Source organism: Stenotrophomonas sp. STK17_22, from assembly GCF_051983905.1.
Classification (GTDB): domain Bacteria; phylum Pseudomonadota; class Gammaproteobacteria; order Xanthomonadales; family Xanthomonadaceae; genus Stenotrophomonas; species Stenotrophomonas maltophilia_A.
Genome location: NZ_CP197010.1, coordinates 274,463 through 299,246, shown reverse-complemented (window position 1 = coordinate 299,246; position 24,784 = coordinate 274,463). Strand labels below are relative to the sequence as shown.

The 24,784-nt window shown below is 67.2% G+C and carries 24 protein-coding genes and 1 riboswitch; of the genes, 8 read left to right on the top strand and 16 right to left on the bottom strand.

Annotated elements, in window-relative coordinates; all coding sequences use genetic code 11:
• Positions 1-7 precede the first annotated feature (7 nt).
• Together ACSYS9_RS01300 and birA are read right to left on the bottom strand one after the other, a co-directional pair.
• Positions 8-739 carry a type III pantothenate kinase gene (locus ACSYS9_RS01300; protein WP_071229402.1) on the bottom strand — a complete coding sequence of 244 codons (732 nt, stop codon included), beginning with the start codon at positions 737-739 and terminating at the stop codon, positions 8-10.
• On the bottom strand, positions 736-1,704 hold the full coding sequence (gene birA / locus ACSYS9_RS01295; protein ID WP_071229414.1) for a bifunctional biotin--[acetyl-CoA-carboxylase] ligase/biotin operon repressor BirA: 969 nt from the start codon (positions 1,702-1,704) through the stop codon (positions 736-738). Before birA ends, ACSYS9_RS01300 begins: the two co-directional genes overlap by 4 nt.
• A gap of 144 nt (positions 1,705-1,848) precedes the next feature.
• Between birA and ACSYS9_RS01290 the strand changes: the two genes are divergently transcribed.
• Positions 1,849-2,127, top strand: coding sequence for a hypothetical protein (locus ACSYS9_RS01290; RefSeq protein ID WP_010486993.1), 279 nt, complete (start codon positions 1,849-1,851; stop codon positions 2,125-2,127).
• Positions 2,128-2,135: 8 nt separating this feature from the next.
• Positions 2,136-2,885 (top strand): zinc-dependent peptidase, encoded by a 750-nt coding sequence (locus ACSYS9_RS01285; protein ID WP_071229403.1) that lies wholly within the window; start codon positions 2,136-2,138, stop codon positions 2,883-2,885.
• Positions 2,886-3,012: 127 nt separating this feature from the next.
• Here ACSYS9_RS01285 and ACSYS9_RS01280 read toward each other — a convergent pair whose 3' ends face one another.
• The 6 genes from ACSYS9_RS01280 to ACSYS9_RS01255 form a co-directional block, all read right to left on the bottom strand.
• Positions 3,013-4,437, bottom strand: a complete 1,425-nt coding sequence (locus tag ACSYS9_RS01280) for an ATP-binding protein (protein WP_071229404.1) — start codon at positions 4,435-4,437, stop codon at positions 3,013-3,015.
• 25 nt (positions 4,438-4,462) lie between these two features.
• A complete protein-coding gene (locus ACSYS9_RS01275; RefSeq protein WP_004136763.1) occupies positions 4,463-5,146 on the bottom strand; it encodes a response regulator transcription factor in 684 nt (227 codons plus the stop codon).
• Between the two features lie 73 nt (positions 5,147-5,219).
• Positions 5,220-5,594, bottom strand: coding sequence for a hypothetical protein (locus ACSYS9_RS01270; protein WP_071229405.1), 375 nt, complete (start codon positions 5,592-5,594; stop codon positions 5,220-5,222).
• Between the two features lie 212 nt (positions 5,595-5,806).
• On the bottom strand, positions 5,807-6,838 hold the full coding sequence (dusA, locus tag ACSYS9_RS01265; protein WP_071229406.1) for a tRNA dihydrouridine(20/20a) synthase DusA: 1,032 nt from the start codon (positions 6,836-6,838) through the stop codon (positions 5,807-5,809).
• Positions 6,839-7,044: 206 nt separating this feature from the next.
• Complete coding sequence (locus ACSYS9_RS01260; protein WP_071229407.1) at positions 7,045-7,695, bottom strand: DUF6338 family protein; 651 nt, start codon at positions 7,693-7,695, stop codon at positions 7,045-7,047.
• 144 nt (positions 7,696-7,839) lie between these two features.
• The gene (locus tag ACSYS9_RS01255) at positions 7,840-9,303 is read right to left on the bottom strand and encodes a SulP family inorganic anion transporter (RefSeq protein WP_071229408.1); all 1,464 of its coding nucleotides are present in this window, start codon (positions 9,301-9,303) and stop codon (positions 7,840-7,842) included.
• 242 nt (positions 9,304-9,545) lie between these two features.
• On the opposite strand from ACSYS9_RS01255, the gene ACSYS9_RS01250 reads away from it, so the two are divergent.
• Both ACSYS9_RS01250 and ACSYS9_RS01245 read left to right on the top strand, forming a co-directional pair.
• Positions 9,546-10,502: a cation diffusion facilitator family transporter gene (locus ACSYS9_RS01250; RefSeq protein WP_032128195.1), complete on the top strand. Its 957-nt coding sequence runs from the start codon at positions 9,546-9,548 to the stop codon at positions 10,500-10,502.
• A 111-nt stretch (positions 10,503-10,613) separates the two neighbouring features.
• Complete coding sequence (locus tag ACSYS9_RS01245) at positions 10,614-11,039, top strand: organic hydroperoxide resistance protein (protein WP_071229409.1); 426 nt, start codon at positions 10,614-10,616, stop codon at positions 11,037-11,039.
• A gap of 143 nt (positions 11,040-11,182) precedes the next feature.
• Here ACSYS9_RS01245 and mmsB read toward each other — a convergent pair whose 3' ends face one another.
• Genes mmsB through ACSYS9_RS01220 form a run of 5 tightly spaced genes read right to left on the bottom strand, consistent with a single transcriptional unit; the run spans position 11,183 to position 16,722 of the window.
• Positions 11,183-12,073 (bottom strand): 3-hydroxyisobutyrate dehydrogenase, encoded by an 891-nt coding sequence (gene mmsB, locus ACSYS9_RS01240; protein WP_071229410.1) that lies wholly within the window; start codon positions 12,071-12,073, stop codon positions 11,183-11,185.
• Positions 12,070-13,245, bottom strand: coding sequence for an enoyl-CoA hydratase/isomerase family protein (locus tag ACSYS9_RS01235; RefSeq protein WP_071229411.1), 1,176 nt, complete (start codon positions 13,243-13,245; stop codon positions 12,070-12,072). The genes mmsB and ACSYS9_RS01235 overlap by 4 nt, the downstream gene beginning before the upstream one ends.
• Complete coding sequence (locus ACSYS9_RS01230; protein WP_049421467.1) at positions 13,242-14,039, bottom strand: enoyl-CoA hydratase; 798 nt, start codon at positions 14,037-14,039, stop codon at positions 13,242-13,244. The genes ACSYS9_RS01235 and ACSYS9_RS01230 overlap by 4 nt, the downstream gene beginning before the upstream one ends.
• Entirely contained in the window at positions 14,036-15,202 is a 1,167-nt protein-coding gene (locus ACSYS9_RS01225; RefSeq protein ID WP_071229412.1) for an acyl-CoA dehydrogenase family protein, read from the bottom strand. Before ACSYS9_RS01225 ends, ACSYS9_RS01230 begins: the two co-directional genes overlap by 4 nt.
• A 14-nt stretch (positions 15,203-15,216) precedes the next feature.
• Complete coding sequence (locus ACSYS9_RS01220) at positions 15,217-16,722, bottom strand: CoA-acylating methylmalonate-semialdehyde dehydrogenase (protein ID WP_049399840.1); 1,506 nt, start codon at positions 16,720-16,722, stop codon at positions 15,217-15,219.
• A 115-nt stretch (positions 16,723-16,837) separates the two neighbouring features.
• Between ACSYS9_RS01220 and ACSYS9_RS01215 the strand changes: the two genes are divergently transcribed.
• Positions 16,838-18,205 (top strand): helix-turn-helix domain-containing protein, encoded by a 1,368-nt coding sequence (locus tag ACSYS9_RS01215; protein ID WP_012478808.1) that lies wholly within the window; start codon positions 16,838-16,840, stop codon positions 18,203-18,205.
• A gap of 186 nt (positions 18,206-18,391) precedes the next feature.
• On the opposite strand, the gene ACSYS9_RS01210 is transcribed toward ACSYS9_RS01215, so the two are convergent.
• On the bottom strand, positions 18,392-18,829 hold the full coding sequence (locus tag ACSYS9_RS01210; protein ID WP_071229413.1) for a hypothetical protein: 438 nt from the start codon (positions 18,827-18,829) through the stop codon (positions 18,392-18,394).
• A gap of 44 nt (positions 18,830-18,873) precedes the next feature.
• Positions 18,874-20,748, bottom strand: a complete 1,875-nt coding sequence (locus ACSYS9_RS01205) for a patatin-like phospholipase family protein (protein WP_081352359.1) — start codon at positions 20,746-20,748, stop codon at positions 18,874-18,876.
• A 127-nt stretch (positions 20,749-20,875) separates the two neighbouring features.
• Positions 20,876-21,090, top strand: a riboswitch (cobalamin riboswitch).
• Positions 21,091-21,250: 160 nt separating this feature from the next.
• Here ACSYS9_RS01205 and ACSYS9_RS01200 point away from each other — a divergent pair.
• Together ACSYS9_RS01200 and pncA are read left to right on the top strand one after the other, a co-directional pair.
• The gene (locus tag ACSYS9_RS01200) at positions 21,251-21,937 is read left to right on the top strand and encodes an epoxyqueuosine reductase QueH (protein WP_080291760.1); all 687 of its coding nucleotides are present in this window, start codon (positions 21,251-21,253) and stop codon (positions 21,935-21,937) included.
• 55 nt (positions 21,938-21,992) lie between these two features.
• On the top strand, positions 21,993-22,619 hold the full coding sequence (gene pncA / locus ACSYS9_RS01195) for a bifunctional nicotinamidase/pyrazinamidase (RefSeq protein WP_032128204.1): 627 nt from the start codon (positions 21,993-21,995) through the stop codon (positions 22,617-22,619).
• A 287-nt stretch (positions 22,620-22,906) separates the two neighbouring features.
• Here pncA and purU read toward each other — a convergent pair whose 3' ends face one another.
• Positions 22,907-23,758, bottom strand: coding sequence for a formyltetrahydrofolate deformylase (gene purU, locus ACSYS9_RS01190; RefSeq protein WP_049421018.1), 852 nt, complete (start codon positions 23,756-23,758; stop codon positions 22,907-22,909).
• Between the two features lie 114 nt (positions 23,759-23,872).
• Between purU and ACSYS9_RS01185 the strand changes: the two genes are divergently transcribed.
• A complete protein-coding gene (locus tag ACSYS9_RS01185; protein WP_049399772.1) occupies positions 23,873-24,784 on the top strand; it encodes a LysR family transcriptional regulator in 912 nt (303 codons plus the stop codon).

Genomic DNA, 24,784 nt, shown 5'->3' with positions numbered 1-24,784 from the left:
GCGGATACTAGCGCGCGGGCTGGTGCACCGCCCAGCGGGCGAGGCCATCCAGCACCAGCGAGGGGTGGTAATCGGCAGCGGGCAGCAACGGCATCAGCGCCGCTGCGCCGCCACCGTGCACCAGCAGCGACGGTGCCACGCCCAGCAGCGTGTGCGCGTGCTGTGCGCTGCGTTCAATCAGCGCCACCGCAGCGCCATCGCAGCCGGAAGCCAGCGCGTCGGCGGTGTCGTTGGCGAACTCGCTGTAGTCGCCGCCGGTCGCCGGCAGCTGCACGGCACGCGCGTGCAGTGCTTCGCGCATGGTGGTAGGCGATGCGGAAATGCGGCCACCGTGGTGCTGGCCATCGGCGTCGAGCAGGTCAATCGTCAGTGCGGTGCCCACGCCGACCACCAGCACCGGGCGCTGCGCCTTGGCCGCAGCCAGCAGGGCCAGGAAGCGGTCGACACCGAACTTTTCCGGCTTGGCATAGGCAATGCACACGCCCGCGCATTCGGCGCTGGTGCGCACCACATGCACGTGTTCGAAGCGGCGCTGCAGCTGGTCCAGCATGGCGCTGGTCAGCGACGGTGCGGCCACGCTGGCCACGAACGCGGTGGTGCCGCTGGGCAGGCTGTGCGGCGGCTGTCCGGCCATGCCTTCGGCGCCGTGCGCCCAGGCCTGTACGTCGCCGGCGCGGTCACCCTGCAACGGCGCGAACTTGAAGCGCGAGTTGCCGAGGTCGAACAACCAATCGCTCATGCCGCCCTCACGCTGACTTCGCCGGCGTGCAGCAGGCGTTCCTGGCCATCGATGCGCACGCGCAGCGCGCCGTCGTCAGCCAGGCCAAGTGCGGTGCCGTGCTGCCACTGCCCGTCCAGTTCCACGCGCACTTCGCGGCCGGCCAGCATGTCGAACGCGGCGTAGCGCGGCAGGAACGGGGCCAGTCCTTCGCGATCGAATTCTTCCAGCGCCGGCAGCAGGCGCGTCAGGACCGCGGCGACCACTACGTTGCGGTCCACCGGCTTGCCGGCCAGCGTGTCCAGGTCCACCCACGGCTGGGTGATCTGTTCGGCGAACGACGGCGGCATGTGCGTGTTGATGCCGATGCCGATCACCGCGCGTGCCGGGCCGGCGTATTCGCCACCGCCTTCTGCGAGCAGGCCGACCAGTTTGCGCTTGCCATCGACGATCAGGTCATTCGGCCACTTCAGCTGCGCCTGGGTGTAGCCCAGGTCGTGCAGCGCTTCGGCCACGGCGATGCCGGCCACCAGGCTCAGCCCGGCCAAGCGACCGAGGCCACCGGAAAACAGCCGCAGCACCGACAGGTAGATATGCGCGGCCAGCGGCGACGCCCACGTACGGCCGCGACGGCCGCGGCCGCCGGTCTGGCGCTCGGCCAGCAGGACGCTCACCCCGCGCTGGGGCGCGCTGCAACGCAGCAATTCGGCATTGGTCGAGTCCACTGTCCACGCCACCTGCAGGTCGTCCAGCAGGGCCTGGACGTCGGCAGGCAAGCCGGCGCGGATCGCATCCGGGTCCAGCAAGTCGACCGGGCGGGTCACGCCATAGCCTTCGCCAGCACGGCCCTCGATGTCCACACCGGCGGCCCTAAGTCCTTGAATACGCTTCCAAATGGCCGCCCGGGTCTGACCCAGCTCACGGGCCAGGGCGTCGCCGGACAGGCGACCGGCAGCGAGTTTGGCCAGCAATTGGCGATCGTCCACGGCAGCTTCCACGAAGTCAGGAAGGAATTATGCGGGAAAGCCGCCAGCGACGCCCGCCACGCGGGGTTTCGCGGGGGCTTCCAACGGGGCGCCGGGTTCGGGCTAGAATCGGGAACTCACCCTCCCTTAACGTGGATGTCGTCAATGCGCCGTTATGCCCATTGCCTGATCCTGCTGACGATGCCCTTCGCGGCGTCTGCGACGGCAGCGCTGGACGACAGCCGTGGGGCGTGCGTGTCCTCCAATGGTGATGCCGCCTCACAGCGCGCGCCCACCGCCAGCGCATCGGCCGCCAGCACCAAGGCGGCACCGGTACGCCCGGCGGCCAGCACCACCACCGGTGGCGGTGGCAGCGACGACGACATGCTGCCGCGCATCCGCGCGCCGAAGTGGCATAGCTACCTGCCGGGAATGTTCCGCTGATCAAGTCGTTGCTGCAGTGGCTGCGGCCTGCGCCGCGGCCGATCGACGATGCACTTTGGGATGACGCCTGCCGCCGCGCGGCGTGGCTGCACGGACTGGACGACGAACGCCGCACGCGCCTGCGTGTGCTGACCACGCGCTTCCTGCATGAGAAGACCATTACCCCGATTGGTGACCTGCAATTGCAGGCCGGCGATGGTGTGCTGCTGGCCGCGCTGTGCTGCCTGCCGCTGCTGGAATTCGGCGAGGTAGGACTGGAAGGCTGGTCGCAGCTGATCGTCTACCCGGATGCGTTCCGCGTGCACCGCAGCCACATGGATGCGGCCGGCGTGCTGCACGAGTGGGATGACGAACTGATTGGCGAATCGTGGGACAGCGGTCCGTTGATCCTGTCCTGGGCCGATGTGCAGGCCGACCTGGCGGCGCCGCACGAGGGCTACTGCGTGGCGGTGCACGAGATGGTGCACAAGCTGGATGCACTGGATGGTGCGATGGACGGCACGCCGCCGCTGCCGCGCGCATGGCAGCGCGAGTGGGCGGCCACGTTCCAGCGCGCCTACGACGCCTTCTGTGCCCAGGTCGATGCGGGCGAAGAAACGCTGATCGATCCGTATGCGGCCGAGGCACCGGAAGAATTCTTCGCGGTGACCAGCGAGTACCACTTCTCCGCGCCGGATCTGCTGCAGCAGGCGTTGCCGGACGTCGCTGCGCAGCTGCGGCGGTTCTATGGCGAGCCGCCGGCGATCGAAACACGGTAGTGCCGGCCGCTGGCCGGCACCTTGGCAATGCCACCGAAGTTCATGAGGTTGCCGGCCAGCGGCCGGCACTACCGGAACACCACGCGTTGTTGCGCCAGGCGATGCCAGGCGGACGGGAGCGCACGGATTACGGCCCCGGCGGCAGGCGCACTTCGAAGCGGGCGCCGCCCAGCTCCTCAGAGCGGCCCACAGCCAGTTCACCGCGATAATCCTTGATCAGGTCCTGCACGATCGACAGGCCGATGCCGTGGCCCTGCACGCGCTCGTCGCCACGCACGCCACGCTGCAGCACCTTGCCGATGTCGTCCGGGGCGATGCCGGGGCCATCGTCGTCCACCGCAAGCAGCAGGCCCGCGCGGCGCGCGTTCGGTGCCGGCAGCGGCTGTGCGGTCAGCAGCACGCGGCGGTTGGCCCACTTGAAGGCATTCTCCAGCAGGTTGCCCAGCAGTTCCTGCAGGTCACCCGGTTCGCCGTGGAAGCGCGCAGCCGGGTCGATATCGAATTCGCACAGCACGCCCTTCGAGGCATAGACCTTTTCCAGGCCACGCACGATTTCCTCGGCGTTGGATTCGATCGGCAGCGGCGCGGAGAACAGCTTGTGGCCCGACGACGCAGCACGTGCCAGCTGGTAGGAGACCAGGTTGTTCATGCGCTGCAGCTGCACGTCCAGCTCCTCGCGCAGCGCGCCATCGCCCGCGCCGCTGTCCATCTGCGTGCGCAGCACTGCGATCGGTGTCTTCAGGCTGTGCGCCAGATCGGCCAAGGTATTGCGCTGACGCTCGAGGTTCTCGCGCTCGCTTTCAATGAAGGCGTTGATGCTGTCGGTCAGCGGTTCCAGCTCGCGCGGGTGGCGCTCGCTCATGCGCTCGGTTTCGCCGCGCTGCACCTTGGTCAGCTCGGTAATCACGCGACGCAGGGGCCGCAGGCTCCACTGCAGGATGACGGTCTGCAGCAGCAGCAGGATCAGGCCGATGCCACCGAGGTAGAACCAGACCCGGCTGCGGAACACCCGCAGCTGTGCACCCAGCGCGCGCGAGTCTTCCATCACGTAGATGGTGTACGGGAATTCGGTGGCGGGGTCGGCGTCGGCATCCCACACCAGGCCCAGGCCATAGCGGTACACCGAGCCTTGGCTGCCGTCGATCTGGATCATCGGCAGCGGGCCTTCGAACACTTCCTGGCGAGGTGCCAGCAGGCCGCCGCCGACGGTGGGCAGCATCGGGCCTTCGGCGGACATCGAATTGCCCTTGCCGTGCGGCATCACCACCTGCAGGTACAGGCCGCTGCCGGGCACGTCGAAGCGCGAATCTGGCGGCTGCTCGCGGATGTACAGCGAGCGGTCGCGGGTGAAGTCGATGCCGGCCGCATAGGCGGTGGCGTAGTTCTTCAGGCGCTCACGCAGGTTCGCCTTCGCCGTATCGGCGAAGGCGGCGTCGAGCGCGTAACCGGCCAGCGCCAGGAACGCGACCAGACCCACGGACGCGGCGAACATCTGGCGCGCCTGCAGTGAGCGCGGCCGCCAGCGTCGGAAGAACCACAGACGGCCGGACATCGTGTTATCGCCAGGGTGAGCCGGCTCAGCCCTCGTTGCGCGGGATCGCGAAACGGTAGCCGCGACCGCGCACGGTCTCGATCGGCTTCAGTTCGCCATCCGGGTCCAGCTTCTTGCGCAGGCGGCCGATGAACACTTCCAGCACGTTCGAGTCGCGGTCGAAGTCCTGCTGGTAGATGTGCTCGGTGAGGTCGGCCTTGGAGACCAGTTCACCGGCATGCATCATCAGGTACTCCAGCACCTTGTACTCGTAGCTGGTGAGGTCGACATTGCTGCCAGCCACGCTGACGGTCTGGGCAGCCAGGTCCAGGGCAACCGGGCCGCATTCCAGGGTCGGCTTGCTCCAGCCAGCGGCGCGGCGCAGCAGCGCGTTGACGCGGGCCAGCAGTTCTTCGACGTGGAACGGCTTGACCAGGTAGTCGTCGGCGCCCTGCTTCAGGCCCTCGACCTTGTCCTGCCAGCTCGAACGCGCGGTCAGGATCAGCACCGGGAACTTCTTGCCTTCGTCACGCAGGGCCTTGATCAGCTCCATGCCCGACATCTTGGGCAGGCCGAGGTCGATGATGCCGACATCGAACGGGACTTCGCGCCCCATGTAGAGGCCTTCCTCGCCGTCCTGCGCAGCATCGACGGCAAAGCCTTCGCGCTTGAGCCGGGCTGCCAGGGTCTCACGCAGCGGGGCTTCGTCTTCGACCAGAAGGATACGCATGAACTCTCCCTAGTGTCCTGGGTATGGCCCGGAGGCCTGTGGGGTACGGGTTGATAGCGACAACTATCCCTGTTCAGGGGTTATCGCCGCGTAGTGATGACATATCCGACCGCGGCGTGCGCGGCTGTGAACGCGACGGCGCGGGGTCGTCCATGTAGCGGACCCGGCCCCGATCGTCCATGTACTTCACCCGGTTGATATCACGACCATCGAACGGCACGCGCTCGGCGCCGAGGATGTGGCCGCCGGTGGTGCGCTGCACGCGGCGCACGGCATCGGACAGCGAACGCTCGTCGCCACGGTTGCCGCGGTCGCCCCGCTCCATCATCTCCGCCCGCCCCTGGTCGCCGCGCGGCGGCTGTTGCGCCAGCGCCGAAGACAGCGGCACAGCCGACAGGACCACGCAGGTGGCCAGGGCAATGCGGCGATGGAAGGGAGCGGAAGACATCGATGCGATCCTAGCCGAGCACGGCGATTCGTTCAAAAGTCGTAAATCCGGCGCCGGGTTCGAAACCCAGCGTTTTACAAATCTTTTGCAAATTCTTGGTTTACAGCGGTGAATCCGGTCTGAACTTTTCCGGCCCTGCGCCCGAGTCGTTCAGCTAAGTGAACATTCGGGACGAATCGCCGTCCCTTGTCAAGTCAGGAATGTGACTGCGGTCACGCTGCGGCGCGATCAGCTTCGCGGTCGGTGACCGCCAAGGCCTGTTCGATCAGGCTCCAGCCGGCGCCGGGGCGGTGTGCGCCCTCGCTCAGCACCTGGCGGAATGCGCGCCCACCGGGTTGGCCGTGGAACAGGCCGAGCAGGTGGCGGGTGATGTGCTTCAGCGCCAGGCCTTCGCCCAGCTGCGCCTCGATGTAGGGGCGCATCGCGCGCAGCAGGTCGCCACGGGCCTGCAGCGGGGCGCCGGTGTGCAGCGCCTCCAGCTGATGCAGCAGGTAGGGGTCGTGGTAGGCCGCGCGGCCCAGCATCACGCCATCGACGTGCGCGGCCTGCGCCTGCACCGCCTCGATGCTGGCCAGGCCGCCGTTGATCACCACCGGCAGTGCCGGGCGCTCCTGCTTCAGGCGGTAGGCCCAGTCGTATTTGAGCGGGGGAACCTCGCGGTTCTCCTTCGGCGACAGGCCCTTCAGCCACGCGTTGCGCGCGTGCACCACCACCATCGCCGCACCGGCGGCGACCTGGCGGTCGACGAAGCTGGCAAACACGTCGTAGTCGTTGTCCTCGTCCACGCCCAGGCGGCACTTCACCGTCACCGGGATATCAACCGCATCGACCATGGCCGCAACGCATTCGGCCACCAGCGCCGGCTCGCGCATCAGGCAGGCGCCAAAACGCCCGGCCTGCACGCGGTCGGACGGGCAGCCGCAGTTGAGGTTGACCTCGTCATAGCCCCACTCGGCGGCGATGCGCGCGGCCTGCGCCAGCAGCACCGGATCACTGCCACCCAGCTGCAGCGCCAGCGGCTGCTCGCTGCGGTCGAAGCCGAGCAGGCGCTCGCGGTCGCCGTGGATGACCGCGTTGGCGTGCACCATTTCCGTGTACAGGCGCGCGCCCGGCGCCAGCACGCGATGGAACACGCGGCAATGGCGGTCCGTCCAGTCCATCATCGGGGCAACGGACAGGCGCAGGGAATCGGCGTAACGGGCGGTGGCGGACGTCATCGGGGCATTGATCGTGGAGACTGGCATTGCCAGTGAGATCAATAGTTTACACCGGGCGGCTGAATGCGCCCGGTCAGCCGCGCTGCGAGCGCCGGTTGGGCCCGGCTCCGGCTGGCGGCCGGGGCGGGCTGGGCGGTGGCGGCGGACGCTTCCTGCCCTCGGGGAGCTTGGGGTTCGCGTTCTCCATGGATACGACCAACTGGTCCAGTGGTGGGTTGGAACCCTTCCTCAACTTAGCCATCGTCTGTCTCCTGGAGAATCTCGACCCACTGCACATCCACTGCGTGAATCAGTATGCCATCGAGCTGCGGAAGCTCGACCACGGCGGGGCTGGCCACGGGATCCGCTGCTGGATCGGCACCTTCATCGGGTGGATCCGCATCCACCAGCCAGGCCGGCATCTGCATGTAGAACTGTCCCGCAGCGGGGCTGATCGGCCACTCCTTGGGGTAGCCGGTCAATCGACGGCCATCCTTCAATTGCAGCACCACGAAGGCAGGACGCGTACCCAGCACGCAGTACCACTCGCTCGGGTGGGACGTACGCGTGGTGAAGCCTGCGCGGCGGAGAACCCCATGGAAGAAGTCCTTGTTCGCAGCGAGGGCCAATCCTGCCCCCAGCAGTGCGGCGAGGACAAAACCCCATAGCAGGCTGCTGGACTCGGTCCATGTACCCAGCACAAAGCAGCGACCAGCCAGCAGGAGCATCAGTTCGGTGAACTTCACCAGCACCTGGACGGCGAAGGTGAACACCAGCGCTTCCACGGTCCTTTCGAACTGCGGTGGCTTGGGGTGTGAAGTCAGCCCGTAGAACACCCAGGCTGCCAGGAAGCCCGGCAGCAGAAAGGTCAGCAGCGTGGTGGCGTTGTTGAAGAGCGAATCCATTCCGGCAGAAGTACTCCGTCGTGAGGATCACAACGGAGCACGATCGCGGCGATTCTTCCACCTTGGGTGGGGTTCACAGGCTGAAGATGCAGCAACCGCAACAGCGGCCATGGCGTTGCAGTTGCTCCACGAGAGCCGATAGCGTCAATGCGCGCTGCCAGCAGCGCCTTTGCCACCCACCTGCTCAATGAGGGTCTGGCTGGCCGCATTGAGCCCCACCACCGTCACCTCCGCACCGTGCGCGGCCAGCTTTTCCTGCGCCCGCTCCAGCGCGGCCACGGCAGTCAGATCCCACAGGTGGGCATCGCGCAGATCGATCTGCACCTTCGGTGCCACGTGATGGTAGTCAAAGGCTGCGCCAAGCTGGCCGGCTGAGGCAAAGAACACCTGCCCGCGCACGCGATAGACCTGCATGTCATCGGCATCGTCGCGCTGCACGTCCAGCATGCGGCCAACCTTGCGCGCGAAGAACAGGGCCGACAGCAGCACGCCGCTGAGCACGCCCTTGGCCAGATCGTGGGTAGCCACGGTGACCACCACGGTCACCAGCATCACCGCAGAGGAACTGCGCGGATGCGTGCGCAGGTCGCGCAGCGAGCGCCAGCTGAAGGTGCCGATGCTGACCATGATCATCACCGCCACCAGCGCCGCCATTGGGATCTGCCGTACCAGATCGCTGCCGTACACCACCAGCACCAGCAGGAACACGCCAGCCACCAGGCAGGACAGGCGGCCGCGGCCACCGGAGGTCACGTTGATCACCGACTGGCCGATCATCGCGCAACCGGCCATGCCACCGAGGAAGCCGGTGACCGTGTTCGCCACGCCCTGGCCGACACATTCGCGGTTGCGCTCGCTGGGCGTCTCGGTGATGTCCTCGACGATCTGCAGGGTCATCATCGATTCGAGCAGGCCGACCACGGCCAGCGTGGCCGACACCGGCAGCAGGATGCGCAGCGTTTCCCAGGTGAGCGGCACATCGGGAATGAGGAAATGCGGCAGGCTGTCAGGCAACTGGCCCATGTCACCGACGCTGCGTACGTCAACGCCGAAGCCGATCACCACGGCGGTCAGCACCACAATGGCCACCAGCGGTGATGGCACGGCGTGGGTAATGCGTGGCAGCAGGTAGATGATCGCCAGCGCGGCGGCGCACAGCACATAGACCGTAGGCCCGCGACCGATTAGCTCGGGCATCTGTGCCAGGAAGATCAGGATCGCCAGCGCGTTGACGAAGCCGGTGATGACCGAGCGCGAGACGAAGCGCATCAACGAGCCGAGCTTGAACACGCCGGCCAGCACCTGCAGCAGGCCGGCCAGGATGCTGGCAGCGAACAGGTACTGCAGGCCGTGGTCCTTGACCAGATCGACCATCACCAGCGCCATTGCACCGGTGGCGGCGGAGATCATGCCAGGGCGGCCGCCAGCGATGGCAGTGATGACGGCAATCGAGAACGCGGCATACAGGCCGACCTTGGGGTCGACGCCGGCGATGAGCGAGAACGCGATGGCCTCGGGAATCAGGGCCAGGGCGACGACGATGCCGGACAGCAGGTCGCCACGGATGTTGCCGAGCCATTGCTGGCGCAGGGGGTAGGACGTTTGCATGGGAAAGCTCCGCGCGCAGGCGGGCGTAGCCGCATGGCGCTGCAGTGGAAAGACACGGGTTCCTGAGCCGGGCGGGCCGGCTGCCGATGTGCGGCAAGGGTCAGGGTGGCGTGATCACTGCAGGCGGACGTCGGTACGTGGGAGGCGCGCAGTCTACGGGAAGCGGCCCTACGGGGGTAGAGCGGTTGGCCGGCGAAGGCAGCGAAAGGCAGCGGAGCCTGGCTCCGCTCTACAATTGAACCATGGCCGCCAACCGCCCGCAGTTCTTCGACCCCGCCACCGAACAGGGCGTGCTGCGCCTGTCGATCGCCGCCTCGCTGCTGCTGGCCGCCGCCGCAGTGGTGTTCGGCCTGCTGGCCAATTCCTCGCTGATCATCTTCGACGGCATCTACGGCCTGATCGACGTGGTGATGACCTGGCTGTCGCTGCTGGTGGCGCGGCTGATCGCGCTGTCCACACAGACCGATGCGCTGCAATCGCGTCTCAACCAGCGCTTCACCATGGGCTTCTGGCACCTGGAGCCGATCGTGCTGGGGGTGAGCGGCACACTGATGATCGGTGCGGCGCTGTATGCGCTGGTCAATGCGGTGGACGCGTTGATGTCCGGGGGCCGCCACATCGCCCTCGGCCCGGCCATTGCCTTCGCCGGGCTGTCGATCGTGGGCGAAGGCGCGCTGGCCTGGTTCATCCTGCGCGCCAACCGCCGCATCGGCTCGGAGTTCATCGCATTGGACGCGAAGAACTGGGTGATCGCGGCCAGCATGTCGGCCTGCTACCTGCTGGCTTTCCTCGGCGGCGTACTGGTGCAGGGCACGTCGCTGGCGTGGGTCGGGCCGTACATCGACCCGGCCATCCTCGCCTTCGTCTGCGTGCTGGTGATGATCGCCCCGCTCGGCACAGTGAGGCGGGCGCTGGCCGGCATCCTGCTGGTCACCCCGCCGGAACTGCAAGCCCATGTGGATGCAGTGGCACGCGGGATCGTGGCCAAGCACGGCTTCGTCGAGCACCGCAGCTACGTGGCCCAGGTGGGGCGTGGCGAGCAGATCGAGCTGTTCTTCGTGGTACCGGAAAACGACCCGCCGCGGCCCCTGGTGGAATGGGACCAGCTGCGCGACGAGATCGGCGATGCACTGGGCGAAGCCTCGCCGGACCGCTGGCTGACCATCATGTTCACCACCGACCGCGAATGGACGATCTAGGCTGACAGGACGATCAATCAAGTTTTTCGTACGCATTGCAACCCAACGTACGCGGAAACCGGGCAAAGTAGGCTCCATCGCAACACCCACCCACCGACCAGGAGCATCCCGATGTCCATCGAAAAGGTTCTGTACACCGCCCAGGCCACCTCCACCGGCGGCCGTGAAGGCCGTTCCGTCTCCTCCGACAACGTGCTGGATATCCAGCTGTCGACCCCGCGCGAGCTGGGCGGCGCTGGCGGCCCGGGCACCAACCCGGAACAGCTGTTCGCGGCCGGCTACTCGGCTTGCTTCCTGGGCGCGCTGAAGTTCGTGGCCGGCCAGGCCAAGGTCGCGCTGCCGGCCGACACCACCGTGACCGGCAAGGTCGGCATCGGCCAGATCCCGACCGGTTTCGGCATCGAAGCCGAGCTGACCATCAGCGCTCCTGCCGTGCCGCGCGAGCAGCTGGAAGAACTGGTGCAGAAGGCACACATCGTGTGCCCGTACTCCAACGCCACCCGCGGCAACATCGACGTGACGCTGATCGTTGCCTGATGCGGTGATGCCGGCCAGCGGCCGGCACTACCACTGCAGAAAAAAATGGGCGGATGCCGGTCGAAACCGAACATCCGCCCATCCCACCTTCGTTGTCCCGCACGGGGGCATGAGGTTGCCGGCCAGCGGCCGGCACTACCAGGTCACTTCTCGCTCGTGATGAGCTGCACGACGCTGGAGAAATCCAGCTTGCCGCGGCCAGCCTGGTGGTTCATCGAGTACAGGTTGCGGGCCACTTCGCCCAGCGGAATCGAAGCGCCGACACTCATCGCCGCTTCCACCGCCAGGCCCATGTCCTTCAGCATCAGATCGCTGCCGAAGCCGCCGCTGTAGCCGCGCGAGGCCGGGGCGTTTTCCAGCACGCCCGGCCACGGATTGCACACTTCGGTGGCCCAGCTGCGGCCGGTGCTGACGGCCATCATCTGCGACAGCACCTTCGGATCCAGCCCGTGCGCCACGCCGAGGGCGATGGCTTCGCCGGTGACCGCCATGATCACGCCCAGCGCCATGTTGTTGCACAGCTTGGCCACTTGGCCGGCACCACTGGCGCCCACATGGAAGATGTTCTTGCCCATCGCCTGCAGCACCGGGCGGGCGCGCTCCAGCGCATCCTCCTCGCCACCGACGATGAAGGTCAGGGTGCCGGCCTGGGCACCGGCGGTACCGCCGGATACCGGCGCGTCGATCATCTGCAGGCCACGTGCGGCAGCGGCTTCGGAGACCTTGCGGGCGCTGGCCGGGGCGATCGTGCTGCAGTCGATGACCAGCGCACGGGCCGGGATCGCGGCGAGGATGCCGTCGTCGCCCAGGTACACGCCTTCGACGTGGCGGCTGGCCGGCAGCATCGAGATCACCACCTCGGCATCGGCCAGGGTTTCGCGCGCCGATGCGGCCGCGCTGGCGCCAGCATCGACGGCGGCCTGCACCGCGGCCGGGACCAGATCGAACACGCGCACGGTATGGCCGTTCTTGACCAGATTGGCGGCCATCGGGCCACCCATGTTGCCCAACCCGATGAATGCAATGCGGCTCATGCAAGGCTCCTTTCAACAAGGGGAGTGCCCAGGTCGGCCAGCGGATGCGCGGCATCGGCCCAGGGGGAAGCGAAGAAGGTGTCGGCCCACGCGCCGGTGGCCTCGGCCAGGGTGGCCGGGTTCCACTGCGGATTGCGGTCCTTGTCGATCAGCAGCGCGCGGATGCCTTCAGCGAAATCACCGTGGGCGGCGCAATGCAGGGCGACGATGTACTCCAGGCGGTAGATCGCGGCCAGGTCCTGGCCGGCACTGCGGCGCTGCAGCTCGTACGACAACCGTGCCGAACCGGGTGCACCGGCGGCGAGGGTCTTCTGTGCGGCCTGCAACCAGGCATCGTCGGTCTGCAGACCGGCGATGCGCGCAATGATGGCCTGCAGGTCATCGCCTTCGCACAACGCATCAACCTGCGCCGCATTGGCCAGCAGCGGGCCGGTGGCAGCATCGCTGGCATGCGACTGCAGCAGATGGCTGAGCCGTTCGTGGTTGTGTGCGGCATCGCTGGACCACGCGACCTGCAGCAGCGCATCGAACACTGCGCTGCGGCGTTCTTCGGCCACGTGCACGTCGGCCAGGCCGGCGTAGATGGCGTCGCCCGGATTGAGCAGCGCGCCGGTCAGCGCCAGGAACAGGCCGCCCTTGCCGGGTACACGCGGCAGCAGCCAGCTGCCCCCCACATCCGGGAACAGACCGACGGTGATTTCCGGGAAGGCCAGCTTGGAGCGCTCGCTGACCACGCGGTGGCTGGCACCGGACATCAGGCCGATGCCACCGCCCATCACGATGCCATGGCCCCAGCACAGGATCGGCTTGGCATAGTTGTGGATGAGGTAATCGACGCGGTATTCGACGTCGAAGAACTCGGCTGCGTAATCGTTCTCGCGGATGTCGCTGCGGCCGGCCTCGCGGAAGGCGACCATGCTCTTGTACAGGCTGTGCAGGTCGCCGCCGGCGCAGAACGCCTTTTCGCCGGCGCCCTGCAGCACCACCATGGCGATGCCATCGTCGTCGGCCCAGGCATTCAACTGCTTCAGCAGCAGGTGTGCCATCGGCAGCGAGAAACCGTTGAGCGTACGCGGCGCATTGAGCGTGGCGATGCCGATGCGCGTGCCGTTGCCAGCCACGCGCTCTTCGAACAGCACCGGTGCGTCGTCGGCAGCGGTGTCGGTGCTCATGCGTTCTTCCACTGCGCGGCGCGCTTTTCCAGGAAGGCGGTCACGCCCTCGACCTGGTCGGCGGTGTCGAACAGATCGACGAAGGCTTCGCGTTCGGCCACCAGCGCCGAAGCGTGGGTGCCGGTGCGGGTGGCCTGCACCAGGGTCTTGCAGGCGGCGATGCTGGTCGGGCTCTGCTTGCCGGCCTTCTTCGCCCATTCCAGCGCCAGCGCCTTGGCTTCGCCCTTGCCGACCTTTTCTTCGGCCAGGCCAATGCGCAGTGCGGTGTCGGCGTTGATGCGCTCGCCCAGCAGGATCATGCGCTTGGCCCAGCCCTCGCCGACCAGGCGCGGCAGGTTCTGGGTGCCACCGGCGCACGGCAGCAGGCCGACGGTGGCCTCCGGCAGCGCGACCTGGGCGTGGTCTTCGATGATGCGCAGGTCACAGGCCAGCGCGCATTCCAGGCCACCGCCCATGGCGTAGCCGTTGATCGCGGCGATCGACACGCCACGGAAACCGGACAGCGCTTCGAAGGCTTCACCGAAGCGGCGCGCGGCTTCACGTGCAGCGGCCTTGTCGCCGGAGGCGAACTGGTTGAGATCGGCACCGGCGGAGAAGAACTTCTCGCCGCCACCGGTGATCACCAGCGCGTAGATGTCGCGGTCTGCGTTGAGCGCGCCGACCAGATCACGCAGCGCCGACAGGCTGTGCACGGTCCAGGTATGCGCCGGCGGGTTGTTCAGGGTGACCACGGCGGTGTGGCCATCCACCTCCACCTTCAGGCCCACGTGCTCCTGGGTACGCCAATCCTTCATCGCAGTTCCTCTTCGGTGTTGAGCAGGTGACGGGCAACGATCACCCGCATGATCTCGTTGGTGCCTTCCAGGATCTGGTGCACGCGGCAGTCACGCAGCAGGCGCTCGATCGGGTATTCGCGGATGTAGCCGTAGCCACCGTGGATCTGCAGTGCTTCGTTGCAGACGTTGAAACCGGCATCGGTGGCGAAGCGCTTGGCCATCGCGCACCAGACGTTGGCATCGCTGGCACCGGCATCGAGCTTGCGCGCGGCGGTGTGCACCATCTGCCGTGCAGCCACCAGCTGGGTGACCATGTCGGCCAGCTTGAACTGCAGCGCCTGGAACTCGGCCAGCGCCTTGCCGAACTGGCGGCGCTCGCCCATGTAGCGGCGCGCGGCATCCAGCGCGCCCTGCGCGGCACCCAGCGAACAGGCGGCGATGTTGATGCGGCCGCCGTCCAGCCCCTTCATCGCCAGCTTGAAGCCGCCGCCTTCCTCGCCCAGAAGGTGGCTGACCGGCACGCGGACGTTTTCGAAGGTGATGCCACGGGTGGGCTGGCTGTTCCAGCCCATCTTCTCTTCCTTGCGGCCGAAGCTGATGCCCGGCAGGTCGGCCGGCACCGCAATGGCGCTGACACCACCGGCACCGGCACCACCGGTACGCGCCATCACCACCAGCAGCTCGGTGGCACCGGCGCCGGAAATGAAGGCCTTCGAGCCGTTCAGCACATAGAAGTCACCATCGCGCACGGCGGTGGTCTTCAACGACGCCGCATCGGAACCGGCACCGGGTTCGGTCAGGCAGTACGAGGCCAGCTTGTTGCCCGAAGACAGATCGGTGCCCCACGCATCGCGCAGCGCCGGCTGGCCCCACTTGGACACCATCCACGAGGCCATGTTATGGATGCTGATGTACGCCGCGGTCGACGGATCGACGTTGGCGAGCTCCTCGATGACGACGGCGGCGTCCAGTCGGCTCAGGCCGCTGCCGCCCACTTCCGGGTCCATGTACAGGCCGCAGAAACCCAGTTCACCGGCCTTGGCGATCGCCTCGCGCGGAAAGATGCCCTCCGCATCCCATCGCGCGGCGTGCGGCGCCAGTTCGGCCTGTGCGAAGTCGCGCGCCGCCTCGCGGTACGCCTGCTGCGCTTCTTCCAGTTCCGTCGTCATCGAGTGGCTCATGGCTGCTCCTGCCGTTACTTCAGGCTGATCGTGGTGTTGACGCCATGGCTGAGCGTCTCGTCATCGAACCAGCGCGCGGTGACCGTCTTGGTCTGGGTGTAGAACAGCACCACCTGCTTGCCGTACGGGCCCAGGTCGCCCAGCTTGGAGGCGCGCGAACCGGTGAACGAGAACAGCGGCACCGGCACCGGAATCGGCACGTTGATGCCGACCTGGCCGACGTCGATGTCTTCCTGGAACTTGCGCGCGGCGGCGCCGGACTGGGTGAACAGTGCGGTGCCGTTGCCGTTCGGGTTGCTGTTGACCATCGCGATGGCCTCTTCCAGCGTCTCCGCTTCGAGGATGACCAGCACCGGCCCGAAGATTTCTTCCTGGTAGATGCGCATGTCGGTGGTGACACCGGCAAAGATGGTCGGGCCAACGAAGTTGCCCTTCTCGAAACCATCGACCTGCGGCTTGCGGCCATCCAGCACCAGCTTGGCGCCCTGCTCCACACCCGATGCGATCAGGCCTTCCACGCGCTCGCGGGCGCTGCAGGAAATGACCGGGCCCACATCGGTGCCGGCGACGGTGCCGCCGCTGACCTTCAAGGTCTTGGCCTTGGTGACCAGGTCCTGCACCCAGTTGCGTGCTTCACCGACCAGCACCAGGGTGGAGGCGGCCATGCAGCGCTGGCCCGCGGCACCAAAGGCGGCACCGACCATCGCGTTGAGGGTCTGTTCCTTGTTGGCGTCCGGCAGCACCACGGCGTGGTTCTTGGCGCCCATCATGCACTGCACGCGCTTGCCGGCCAGCGAGGCACGGTTGTAGACGTGGGTGCCGACGCGGGTGGAACCGACGAACGACACGGCCTTGATGTCCGGGTGGTCGCAGATCGCGTTGACCACTTCCTCGCCGCCGTGGACGACGTTCAGCACGCCCTTCGGAATGCCTGCTTCCAGCGCAAGCTCGACCAGGCGCATGGTGACCATCGGGTCCTGCTCGGACGGCTTGAGGATGAAGGTGTTGCCCGTTGCAATCGCCATCGGGAACATCCACAGCGGGATCATCGCCGGGAAGTTGAACGGGGTGATGCCGGCGCACACGCCCAGCGGCTGCATGATCGTATAGGTATCCACGCCATTGGCCACGTTGTTGGCCAGCTCGCCCAGCTGCAGGTTGCCGATGGCGGCGGCGTGCTCGACCACTTCCAGGCCGCGGAACACATCGCCTTCGGCGTCCGGCAGGGTCTTGCCCTGTTCGGCGGTAAGGATGTGGGCCAGCTCGCTCATGTTTTCGCGGATCAGCTGCTGGTACTTCAGGAAGATGCGCGCACGGGTGCCGATCGGGGTCTTGCGCCAGGTCTTGAAGGCTTCCTTGGCGGCGGCGACGGCGGCGTCCACTTCGCCGGTGGTGGCGAACGGCACCTTGGCCAGCACGTCCTGGGTGGCCGGATTGATCACGTCCTGCCAGTGGGAGGTGGCCGATTCAACGAACTGGCCATCGATCAGCATGCGGATACGGGGCGCTGCAACAGTCATGACGACAATCCCACAGGGTGCGAAAGATGCTTGGCATTATTCACAGCACCCACCTCGATTTCCGGGCTGAATCCGCTTAATCTGGCCAACACGCCAGACGATTCATGTTAATTCTGTGAATTATTCAGCCACCCAGCGGCAGCTTGGCCTGCGCTTGCTACGGCTGCGCGAGCAGCGCGGCTACAGCCAAGTGGACCTGGCCCGCGCCTTGGGCCTGTCGGCCAGTTACCTGAACCAGATCGAGCGCAACAAGCGCCCACTCACCCCGGCCGTGCAGAAGAAGCTGGGCGAGGTACTGGGCGATGTTTCCTCACTGTTCGACGAAGATGAGCCCGCTGCCCTGCAGGAAGCGCTGGGCGAGACCCTGCGCGACCTCGGCTTGGCCGAAGTCAGCGCGACCGAGCTGCGCGCCCTGGCTGGCAACCTGCCGCAGGTCAGCCGCGCGCTGCTGGACCTGCACCGCCGCCACCTGGCGCTGCGCGAGCATGCCGCCGCGCTGGAGTTCCAGCTGGGCGAGCCCGGTGCCGGCAGCACCCTGCCCGCCGGTGACCAGGTGCGCGAGTTCTTCAACCGCATGCACAACCACATCCCCGAACTGGACGAGCTGGCCGAGCAGCTGTTCGCCGAATGGGGGCTGTCGCCCGGGCATGTGGCACCGCGGCTGCGCCAGCTGCTGGCCGACCGCCATGGTGTGCTGGTGGAAGTGGCCGCACTGCAGGCCGGGCGCGAGAAACGGCAATACGATGCCGGTGCGCGGCGGCTGTGGCTGCCCGATTACCTTGAGCCCGGCCAGCAGGCGTTCCAGATGGCGGCCGAGCTGGCCCTTCACGGCTACCTGCCGCAGATCGATGCGGTAGTGGCGCGCGCTGGCTTTACCGATGAGGCACGCATCGCGCAGGCGCGGATTGGCTTGTCGAATTACTTCGCCGGTGCGTTGGTGATGCCGTACATGCGTTTCCTGCGTGCGGCCGAGGCCAGCAGTTACGACATCGAGCTGCTGGCGCACCAGTTCGGCGTGGGCTTTGAAGCGGTCTGTCATCGGCTGAGCACGTTGGCGCGGCGCAGCGCGCCCGGCCTGCCGTTCTTCTTCATCCGCGTGGACCGTGCCGGCAACGTGTCCAAACGCCATTCGGCCACCGATTTCCATTTCTCGCAGGTGGGAGGGTCGTGCCCGCTGTGGATCGTCTACGAGGCGTTCAACCAGCCGGGGCGCATCCTTACGCAGACCGCGCGCATGCCCGATGGGCGTCGTCATTTCTGGCTGGCGCGGCAGGTCAGCAGTGGTCCGGTCGGCCATGGCCAGCCGCGCAAGACGTTCGCGGTGGCGCTGGGCTGCGATCTGCAGCACGCCGAGCGGCTGGTGTATTCACTGGGGCTGGATGTGCAGAGTCCGGGTAATTCGGTGTCGATCGGACCGGGGTGCCGGGTGTGTCCGCGTGAGGACTGCATGCAGCGCGCGTTCGCGCAGTTGCCGGGGCGGTAGGGTTGGTTCGGCAGGGCTGCGCCCTGCACCTGCGGTAGTGCCGGCCGCTGGCCGGCAACCTCAAAAGCAACAGCTGGCATTCCATGGGTTGGCGGGGCGGGTCCGGACAACCGATTTGGTAGGTGCCAACCTTGGTTGGCACAACCTTGCCGTGCGCGAAGTGCATCCACGCGTGGCGTGGCTCTACTAGTCCCAGAACACGGTCAACACGCGGTGACCTGTGGAGGGCGCAGGCGCGTCGATGTGTTGCCCGTACGGCCAGCCTTCGCCGACGCCGTCGCATTCCAGGCCCTGCAGCCAGCCTTCCACGGTTGCGGCATCGGCGCTGGTCAAGACGTGCACGTTCTCTGCAGCTGGCCATTCGCTGTCGTCTTCCAATGCACTGCCCCAGTCTTGGTGCAGGCCCACGTAGACACCTTCCACTTCAGGCTTTGCCGCAATCGCAACCAAGCGTGCGTATACCTCGGCAATCGGTGGGCGCCCATAGCCCCACTGGTTCGGTGCGATGCACTCCTCGAAATCGTTGCCTTCGAAATACGCGGCCAGCGGCACCACCGGCAGGTGCTCCGGATCGCGTTGATCGAGGCGTTCAAGCACGTCCAGCAGCTTCTGGCGAGGGGACATGGGGCATTCCTTGCAATGGGGAGCCGCGATTGTATCCATCGCGATCAATAGATCGGCGTCACCTTCATCTGCGGCAGCGGGCGCGGTGCGCCGTCGGTGAGGTCCGGGCCGAGGTCCTCCCAGGTACGTCCCTGCTCGACCATCAGCCCCCACAACTGCTGCGATGCCAGCCGCTTGTCTTCCGAGCCCAGCTTGTACGACGGTGGCGCCGGCTGGCCACTGGCAACCATCGAGTACGCCGCGCGGTAGGCCAGTACCTGCTGCGCCGGGTCGTCGGTGCGCGCCACTTCCAGCGTGTAGCGCTGGTAGGCCGAGGCCAGGTTGCGCCAGCGGATCCAATAGTGGTTCTCGAACGAGAACGAACAGAAGCGCGCACCGGTCAGGCTGCCCTTGTCGGCGATGCGGGTCAGCACCTCCTGTGGCATGTCCAGGTTCATGCCGCCTTCGTCGCCCTGCAGGCTGACGTGCACGATGCGATCGCGGTAGCCCGGTGCGCGCGCCTGCAGCAGGTCGCGCCAGTTCTGCATGGTCGCCACCACCGCGAACAGGAAACGGCCCAGTTCTGCGGCCGCCAGCGGCGTAGCGATCGACTGGTAGGTACGCTGCCAGCCGTGGCGGTTCTCGGTGGGCAGGAACACGGCGTGTTCCAGCGCCTGACGGCCACTGCTGCCGTGGCTCACGTCTTCGGCGTGCTGCGGGTAGACCAGATTGATGGCGAAGGTTGGCCAGCGCGGCAACGCGGCATCGAACAGGTGGATCGGGAAGTTGCTGCTGATGCCACCATCGGAGAACCAGCAGATGCGGAACGCGGTGATCACCGGTCCGCAGGTCTGCCCGGCACTGGTCAGCCCTTCCATGCTGTCGGCGACGTTGTGCTCCTGGTCGGCCGCAGGTGCGGTCGGTTCACAGCGACGCTCGCGGCGTGAGGGCTCATGCAACGGCACCGCGCTGATCAGCAGCGGGAAGCTCAGGCTCATGCGCGTGGCCACCAGCACCGGCAGCTTCGGGCCCTGCGGCAGGTGGTAGTACCGGCGCCCTTCCACCTCCAGTGGCGGGCCGGCCTGCGTCACCAGCCACTGCACCACGCTGGCCGGAAACAGCTGCTCGAACTCCTCGCGCAGGAACCAGAACTGCGCGCCGCCCAGCGGCAGCGTGCGCGGCTCGTTGTGCGACACACAGGTGGTGATCATCTGCAGGCTGATCGCATGCGGGCTGTCCGGCTCGCCGGCATAGCGCGGCGCATCGTGCAGGTCGGCGAACGTGAGCGGTGCATCCAGCGGCTTGCCGGACAGCTGCTGCAGGCATTCATGCAGCCACTCGGTCAACGCCGGCGTGCGTGCATCGCGGCCGAGGCCGCTGCACAGGCCCAGCAGGTTACGGCGCGCCACCCGCGCTACCCGCAGCGCGGCACCGGCCACGCCGGCACCATACGCGCACAGCAGTGATGGCAGCAGCGTGGCGGCCACACCGCTCCAACCGCCGCCCCACCAGCCCAGGCCGAGCAGCAACGCCAGCGACACCAGCACCTCCAGTGGCGCAATCTCGAACACCGCGATGGCCAGGCACAGCAGCTTGTGTGGCAGGCCGGCATTGCCGGTCAGCACCACCAGCAACCGATAGGCGGCGCGCGCGCCCCGTGCCGGCTGGAACAGGCTGTAGATGAAGCCGCGCCGCGACAGCTGCGCCGACACCGCCGACAGCCCGCCGTAGCCGGCATCGCCGGGCAGGTGCTCGCCGGCCTGCTGGCGACGATCACCGCACGCCGCCGCGGCCGCCACCGCTGCGGCAATGGCGCCGGCCGAGGTGCCGCCGATGCTCTTGAAGCGATACTCGCGCGCCAGCGCCAGTACCGCATTGGGGTACACGATGCCGCTGGTGATGCCGCCTTTCATGACCAGATCGCAGTACTTCGCCGCCACGAGCCACCTCCCGTCTGTCGGTGCCCAGTATGGCAAGAGGCGCTCTCACAGCCTGAGAAGCGAGCCACAGCCCTGCGCTTTCATTGGCCCTTGACCATTGGCCTCGACGCGTCCACCGTGGGCACGCCGAAGGTATCCTTGCCGTGGCATTGATGGCGGCAGGGATTTAAACGGGAATCCGGTGAAGGCGCCTTGCGCGCCCATTCCGGAGCTGCCCCGCAGCGGTGAATGGAAACGAATCCTGCCAACAGCACTGGGCTCACGCCTGGGAAGCGGCAGGTAGTAGGTGGGCTGCGGCCCGTGTCCATCAGCCCGAATACCGGCCCCGGCCGGGGGACACGACCGTCCCCTGACTCGACCTGGAATCTCCGCGGGGAGGTTGCCGGGGCCGTCGTTGTCCTGCGCCTGCAGGCGGTGCGGCCGCGTGCGTCCTGTTCACGGTTTCCGGCCAGACTGTTCACCCACGCGCTGATGCATGGGCCACCGCCGTTGCCGGCGGTCCATGCGGTACCTGACGATGACCGAGCTCCAACGCCCCACCCTGTCCCTGCCCGAAAACGGCCAGCGCCTGCTGCTGCACTCGTGCTGCGCCCCCTGCTCCGGCGAAGTGATGGAGGCGATCACCGCCTCCGGGATCGACTACGCGATCTTCTTCTACAACCCCAACATCCACCCGGTGAAGGAATACGAGCTGCGCAAGCAGGAGAACATCCGCTTCGCCGAACAGCACGACATCCCGTTCATCGACTGCGACTACGACACCGACAACTGGTTCAGCCGTGCACGCGGCATGGAAAACGAGCCCGAGCGCGGCATCCGCTGCACGATGTGCTTCGACATGCGCTTCGAGCGCACTGCGCTGTACGCGCACGAGCACGGCTACGACACCATCAGTTCGTCGCTGGGCATCTCGCGCTGGAAGAACATGGCGCAGATCAACGACTGCGGCATCCGTGCCGCGTCGCGCTATGAAGGCCTGCAGTACTGGGACTACAACTGGCGCAAGGGCGGCGGTGCCAGCCGCATGATCGAGATCAGCAAGCGCGAGCAGTTCTACCAGCAGGAATACTGCGGCTGCGTGTACTCGCTGCGCGATGCCAACCGTCACCGCCGCGAGAATGGCCGCGAACGGATCAAGATCGGCCTGCTGTACTACGGGCAGGACGCTGAGACGCCGCAGGGCGATTGACGTGTGGGCATGGGGCGGCCACGCTGGTCGCCCCTTCTGCTGTACCGGAACTGCCATGACCGCCCTGCCCGCCGATGTCGCCCTGCTGGTGATCGACCTGCAGCCGGACTTCATGCCCGGCGGCGCGCTGGCCTGCGACCAAGGCGATGCGCTGGTGGCACCGATCGCCGATCTGCTGGCACAGCGCCGCTACCGCACCGTGGTGGCAACACAGGACTGGCACCCGGCCGACCATGCCTCGTTCGCCAGCCAGCACCCCGGCCAACGCCCCTTCGAGACCATCCTGCTGCACGCGCAGCCGCAGACCCTGTGGCCGGACCACTGCGTGCAGGGCAGCGCCGGTGCCGCGCTGCATCCGGGCGTGGACTGGACCGTGGCCGACCTGATCCTGCGCAAGGGCACGCGCCAACAGGTGGATTCATACAGCGCCTTCCGCGAGAACCATGGCCCCGATGGCGAGCGCCCGGCCACCGGCCTGGCCGGCTGGCTGCACGAACGCCGCATCCGCGAAGTGCACGTGTGCGGCCTGGCCCGCGACTACTGCGTGCTGTGGAGCGCGCAGGACGCGGTGAAGTCCGGCTTCCGGGTGAAATTCCTGTGGGAGCTGACCAAGCCGGTGACCGACGCCAACGACGCGATGGTGCGCGAGGCGCTGGGCAAGGCGGGGATTTCGATCGCCTGAGGCGTGACCGCCGGGCATGGCCCGGCGCTACCGCGCACGTCGCTTATGCCGCTTGCGCGCTCCTGCCCACGACAACACAATCGATTCATCCAGCCCCCTAACTACGCCCCCCTACAGATCGCGGGACGGCCGAACCGGGGGCTTTTCATTGGATGAAATCAGGATTCGGTAGTGCCGGCCGCTGGCCGGCAACCTCGGGATCTCTGCAGTTGCCGGCCAGCGGCCGGCACTTCCGGATAGCACCCGTGGTAGCGCCGGGCCATGCCCGGCGGACGCGGGATGGGCGATTACCGGAACACCACCGTTCGGTGCCCGTTGAGCAGGATGCGGTGCTCCACATGGCGGCGCACGGCGCGCGCCAGCACCAGCGATTCGGTATCGCTGCCCAGCCGCACCAGCTCGCGCGGCGCCATCGCGTGGTCCACGCGGGCCACGTCCTGTTCGATGATCGGGCCTTCGTCCAGATCCTCGGTGACGTAGTGCGCGGTGGCGCCGATGATCTTGACCCCGCGCGCGTGTGCCTGGTGGTACGGCTGCGCGCCCTTGAAGCTGGGCAGGAAGCTGTGGTGGATGTTGATCGCACGGCCGGCCAGCGCGCGGCACAGCGTGGGTGACAGGATCTGCATGTAGCGCGCCAGCACCACCAGATCGATGCGTTCGCGCTCGACCAGGTCGATGATCTGCTGCTCCTGCACCACGCGCGTATCAGCGGTCACCGGCAGGTGGTGGAACGGCACCTGGTAGGACGCCGCCAGCGGCGCGAAGTCGGCGTGGTTGGACGCTACTGCGGCAATGTCCACCTTCAGCTGGCCGCTGTGGGCACGGAACAGCAGGTCGTTGAGGCAGTGCCCCTGCTTGCTGACCAGCACCAGCAGGCGTGCACGGCGGCGGCCATCATGCAGCTGCCAGTCCATGCCGAAGCCGGCGGCGAGCGTGGCCATGGCGGCGTGCACGGTCTCCAGCGGCAGGCCGGCATCGCGATCGAAATGCACGCGCAGGAAGAAGCGGCCACTTTCCTCATCACCGAACTGCTGGGCGTCGAGGATGTTGCAGCCGTGGTCGAACAGCAGGCCGGATACGCGGTAGACGATGCCGGTACGGTCGGGACAGGACAGGGTGAGGATGGAATCGGGGCGCATCGCCCGAGTGTAGGGCAGCAGCCTGTCCTCGGGATCGATGGTCACCGATGCAACCGACCTGCTTGGTTCAGTCCCAAGCGATACTTGGGTTTCTCCATGGCAAGCTGGTCGGTCATGAACCTGTTGCAACTGATCCGCAGCTTCACCCGCACCGCAGAGACCGGCAGCATTGCCGCAGCGGCCCGCATCCTTGGCATCAGCGCCACCGCAGTCGGCCAGAACATCAACCGGCTGGAGGCGCATCTGGGCGTACGGTTGCTGAACCGAAGTACGCGCCAGCTGGCCCTCAGCGAGGCCGGCGCGCTGTACCTGGCGCAGGTGCGCCACATCGAAGCCGACCTGGCGCGCGCGCAGGCGATGGTCACCTCTGGTGACATCGAACCGGCCGGACCACTACGCATCGCCAGCAGCAGCGCGTTCGGTCGCCACGTACTTGCCCCCTTGCTGCCTTCGCTGCAGCAGCGCTACCCGCAACTGCAGCTGGAGCTGCGCCTGACTGACCGCGCCGTGCAGCACGGCCCGGAAGCGGTGGATGCCAGCATCCGCATCGGTGCACAGCTGGAGGACGGGGTCGTCGCACGGCAGCTGGCGCGCGTGCCGTTCGTGTTCTGCGCCTCGCCGGCCTACCTGAAGGCACACGGCACCCCGCAGCAACCCTCCGAGCTGAGCGGCCATCGCGGGCTGCTGCACCGCTTCCCCACCGATGGCCGGCCGCTGCGATGGGGCCTGTTGAAGGATGGCCAGCGCGTGGACGCCGCACTGCCGCCGAGCATGGTCTGCGATGACATCGATGCGCTGGCGACGCTGGCCGCAGCCGGTGCCGGCATCACCCGGCTGGCCGCATTCGTGGCCGAGCCGTACCTGCGCGATGGCCGCCTGCAGGCGGTGTTCGGCGCCGACACTGCATGGCGCCCCGAACCGATGGAAGTCTATTTCTGCGTCAGCGACCGCCGCGATTTCACTGCCAAGATCCGCGCGCTGTTCGAGCACCTGCAGGCCGGCATGGCGCCGGCCTGGCGGGTGTGA

Excerpts from the sequence above, each read along its gene's own strand:
- ACSYS9_RS01200 (WP_080291760.1), top strand. The coding sequence starts at position 21,251 with ATGCGGTACCTGACGATGACCGAGCTCCAACGCCCCACCCTGTCCCTG.
- ACSYS9_RS01210 (WP_071229413.1), bottom strand. The coding sequence starts at position 18,829 with ATGTCCCCTCGCCAGAAGCTGCTGGACGTGCTTGAACGCCTCGATCAA.
- ACSYS9_RS01300 (WP_071229402.1), bottom strand. The coding sequence starts at position 739 with ATGAGCGATTGGTTGTTCGACCTCGGCAACTCGCGCTTCAAGTTCGCG.
- ACSYS9_RS01225 (WP_071229412.1), bottom strand. The coding sequence starts at position 15,202 with ATGAGCCACTCGATGACGACGGAACTGGAAGAAGCGCAGCAGGCGTAC.
- pncA (WP_032128204.1), top strand. The coding sequence starts at position 21,993 with ATGACCGCCCTGCCCGCCGATGTCGCCCTGCTGGTGATCGACCTGCAG.
- mmsB (WP_071229410.1), bottom strand. The coding sequence starts at position 12,073 with ATGAGCCGCATTGCATTCATCGGGTTGGGCAACATGGGTGGCCCGATG.
- dusA (WP_071229406.1), bottom strand. The coding sequence starts at position 6,838 with ATGCCAGTCTCCACGATCAATGCCCCGATGACGTCCGCCACCGCCCGT.
- ACSYS9_RS01290 (WP_010486993.1), top strand. The coding sequence starts at position 1,849 with ATGCGCCGTTATGCCCATTGCCTGATCCTGCTGACGATGCCCTTCGCG.
- ACSYS9_RS01230 (WP_049421467.1), bottom strand. The coding sequence starts at position 14,039 with ATGAAGGATTGGCGTACCCAGGAGCACGTGGGCCTGAAGGTGGAGGTG.
- ACSYS9_RS01255 (WP_071229408.1), bottom strand. The coding sequence starts at position 9,303 with ATGCAAACGTCCTACCCCCTGCGCCAGCAATGGCTCGGCAACATCCGT.
- ACSYS9_RS01275 (WP_004136763.1), bottom strand. The coding sequence starts at position 5,146 with ATGCGTATCCTTCTGGTCGAAGACGAAGCCCCGCTGCGTGAGACCCTG.
- ACSYS9_RS01270 (WP_071229405.1), bottom strand. The coding sequence starts at position 5,594 with ATGTCTTCCGCTCCCTTCCATCGCCGCATTGCCCTGGCCACCTGCGTG.
- purU (WP_049421018.1), bottom strand. The coding sequence starts at position 23,758 with ATGCGCCCCGATTCCATCCTCACCCTGTCCTGTCCCGACCGTACCGGC.
- ACSYS9_RS01235 (WP_071229411.1), bottom strand. The coding sequence starts at position 13,245 with ATGAGCACCGACACCGCTGCCGACGACGCACCGGTGCTGTTCGAAGAG.
- ACSYS9_RS01280 (WP_071229404.1), bottom strand. The coding sequence starts at position 4,437 with ATGTCCGGCCGTCTGTGGTTCTTCCGACGCTGGCGGCCGCGCTCACTG.
- ACSYS9_RS01250 (WP_032128195.1), top strand. The coding sequence starts at position 9,546 with ATGGCCGCCAACCGCCCGCAGTTCTTCGACCCCGCCACCGAACAGGGC.
- ACSYS9_RS01245 (WP_071229409.1), top strand. The coding sequence starts at position 10,614 with ATGTCCATCGAAAAGGTTCTGTACACCGCCCAGGCCACCTCCACCGGC.
- ACSYS9_RS01260 (WP_071229407.1), bottom strand. The coding sequence starts at position 7,695 with ATGGATTCGCTCTTCAACAACGCCACCACGCTGCTGACCTTTCTGCTG.
- ACSYS9_RS01185 (WP_049399772.1), top strand. The coding sequence starts at position 23,873 with ATGAACCTGTTGCAACTGATCCGCAGCTTCACCCGCACCGCAGAGACC.
- ACSYS9_RS01220 (WP_049399840.1), bottom strand. The coding sequence starts at position 16,722 with ATGACTGTTGCAGCGCCCCGTATCCGCATGCTGATCGATGGCCAGTTC.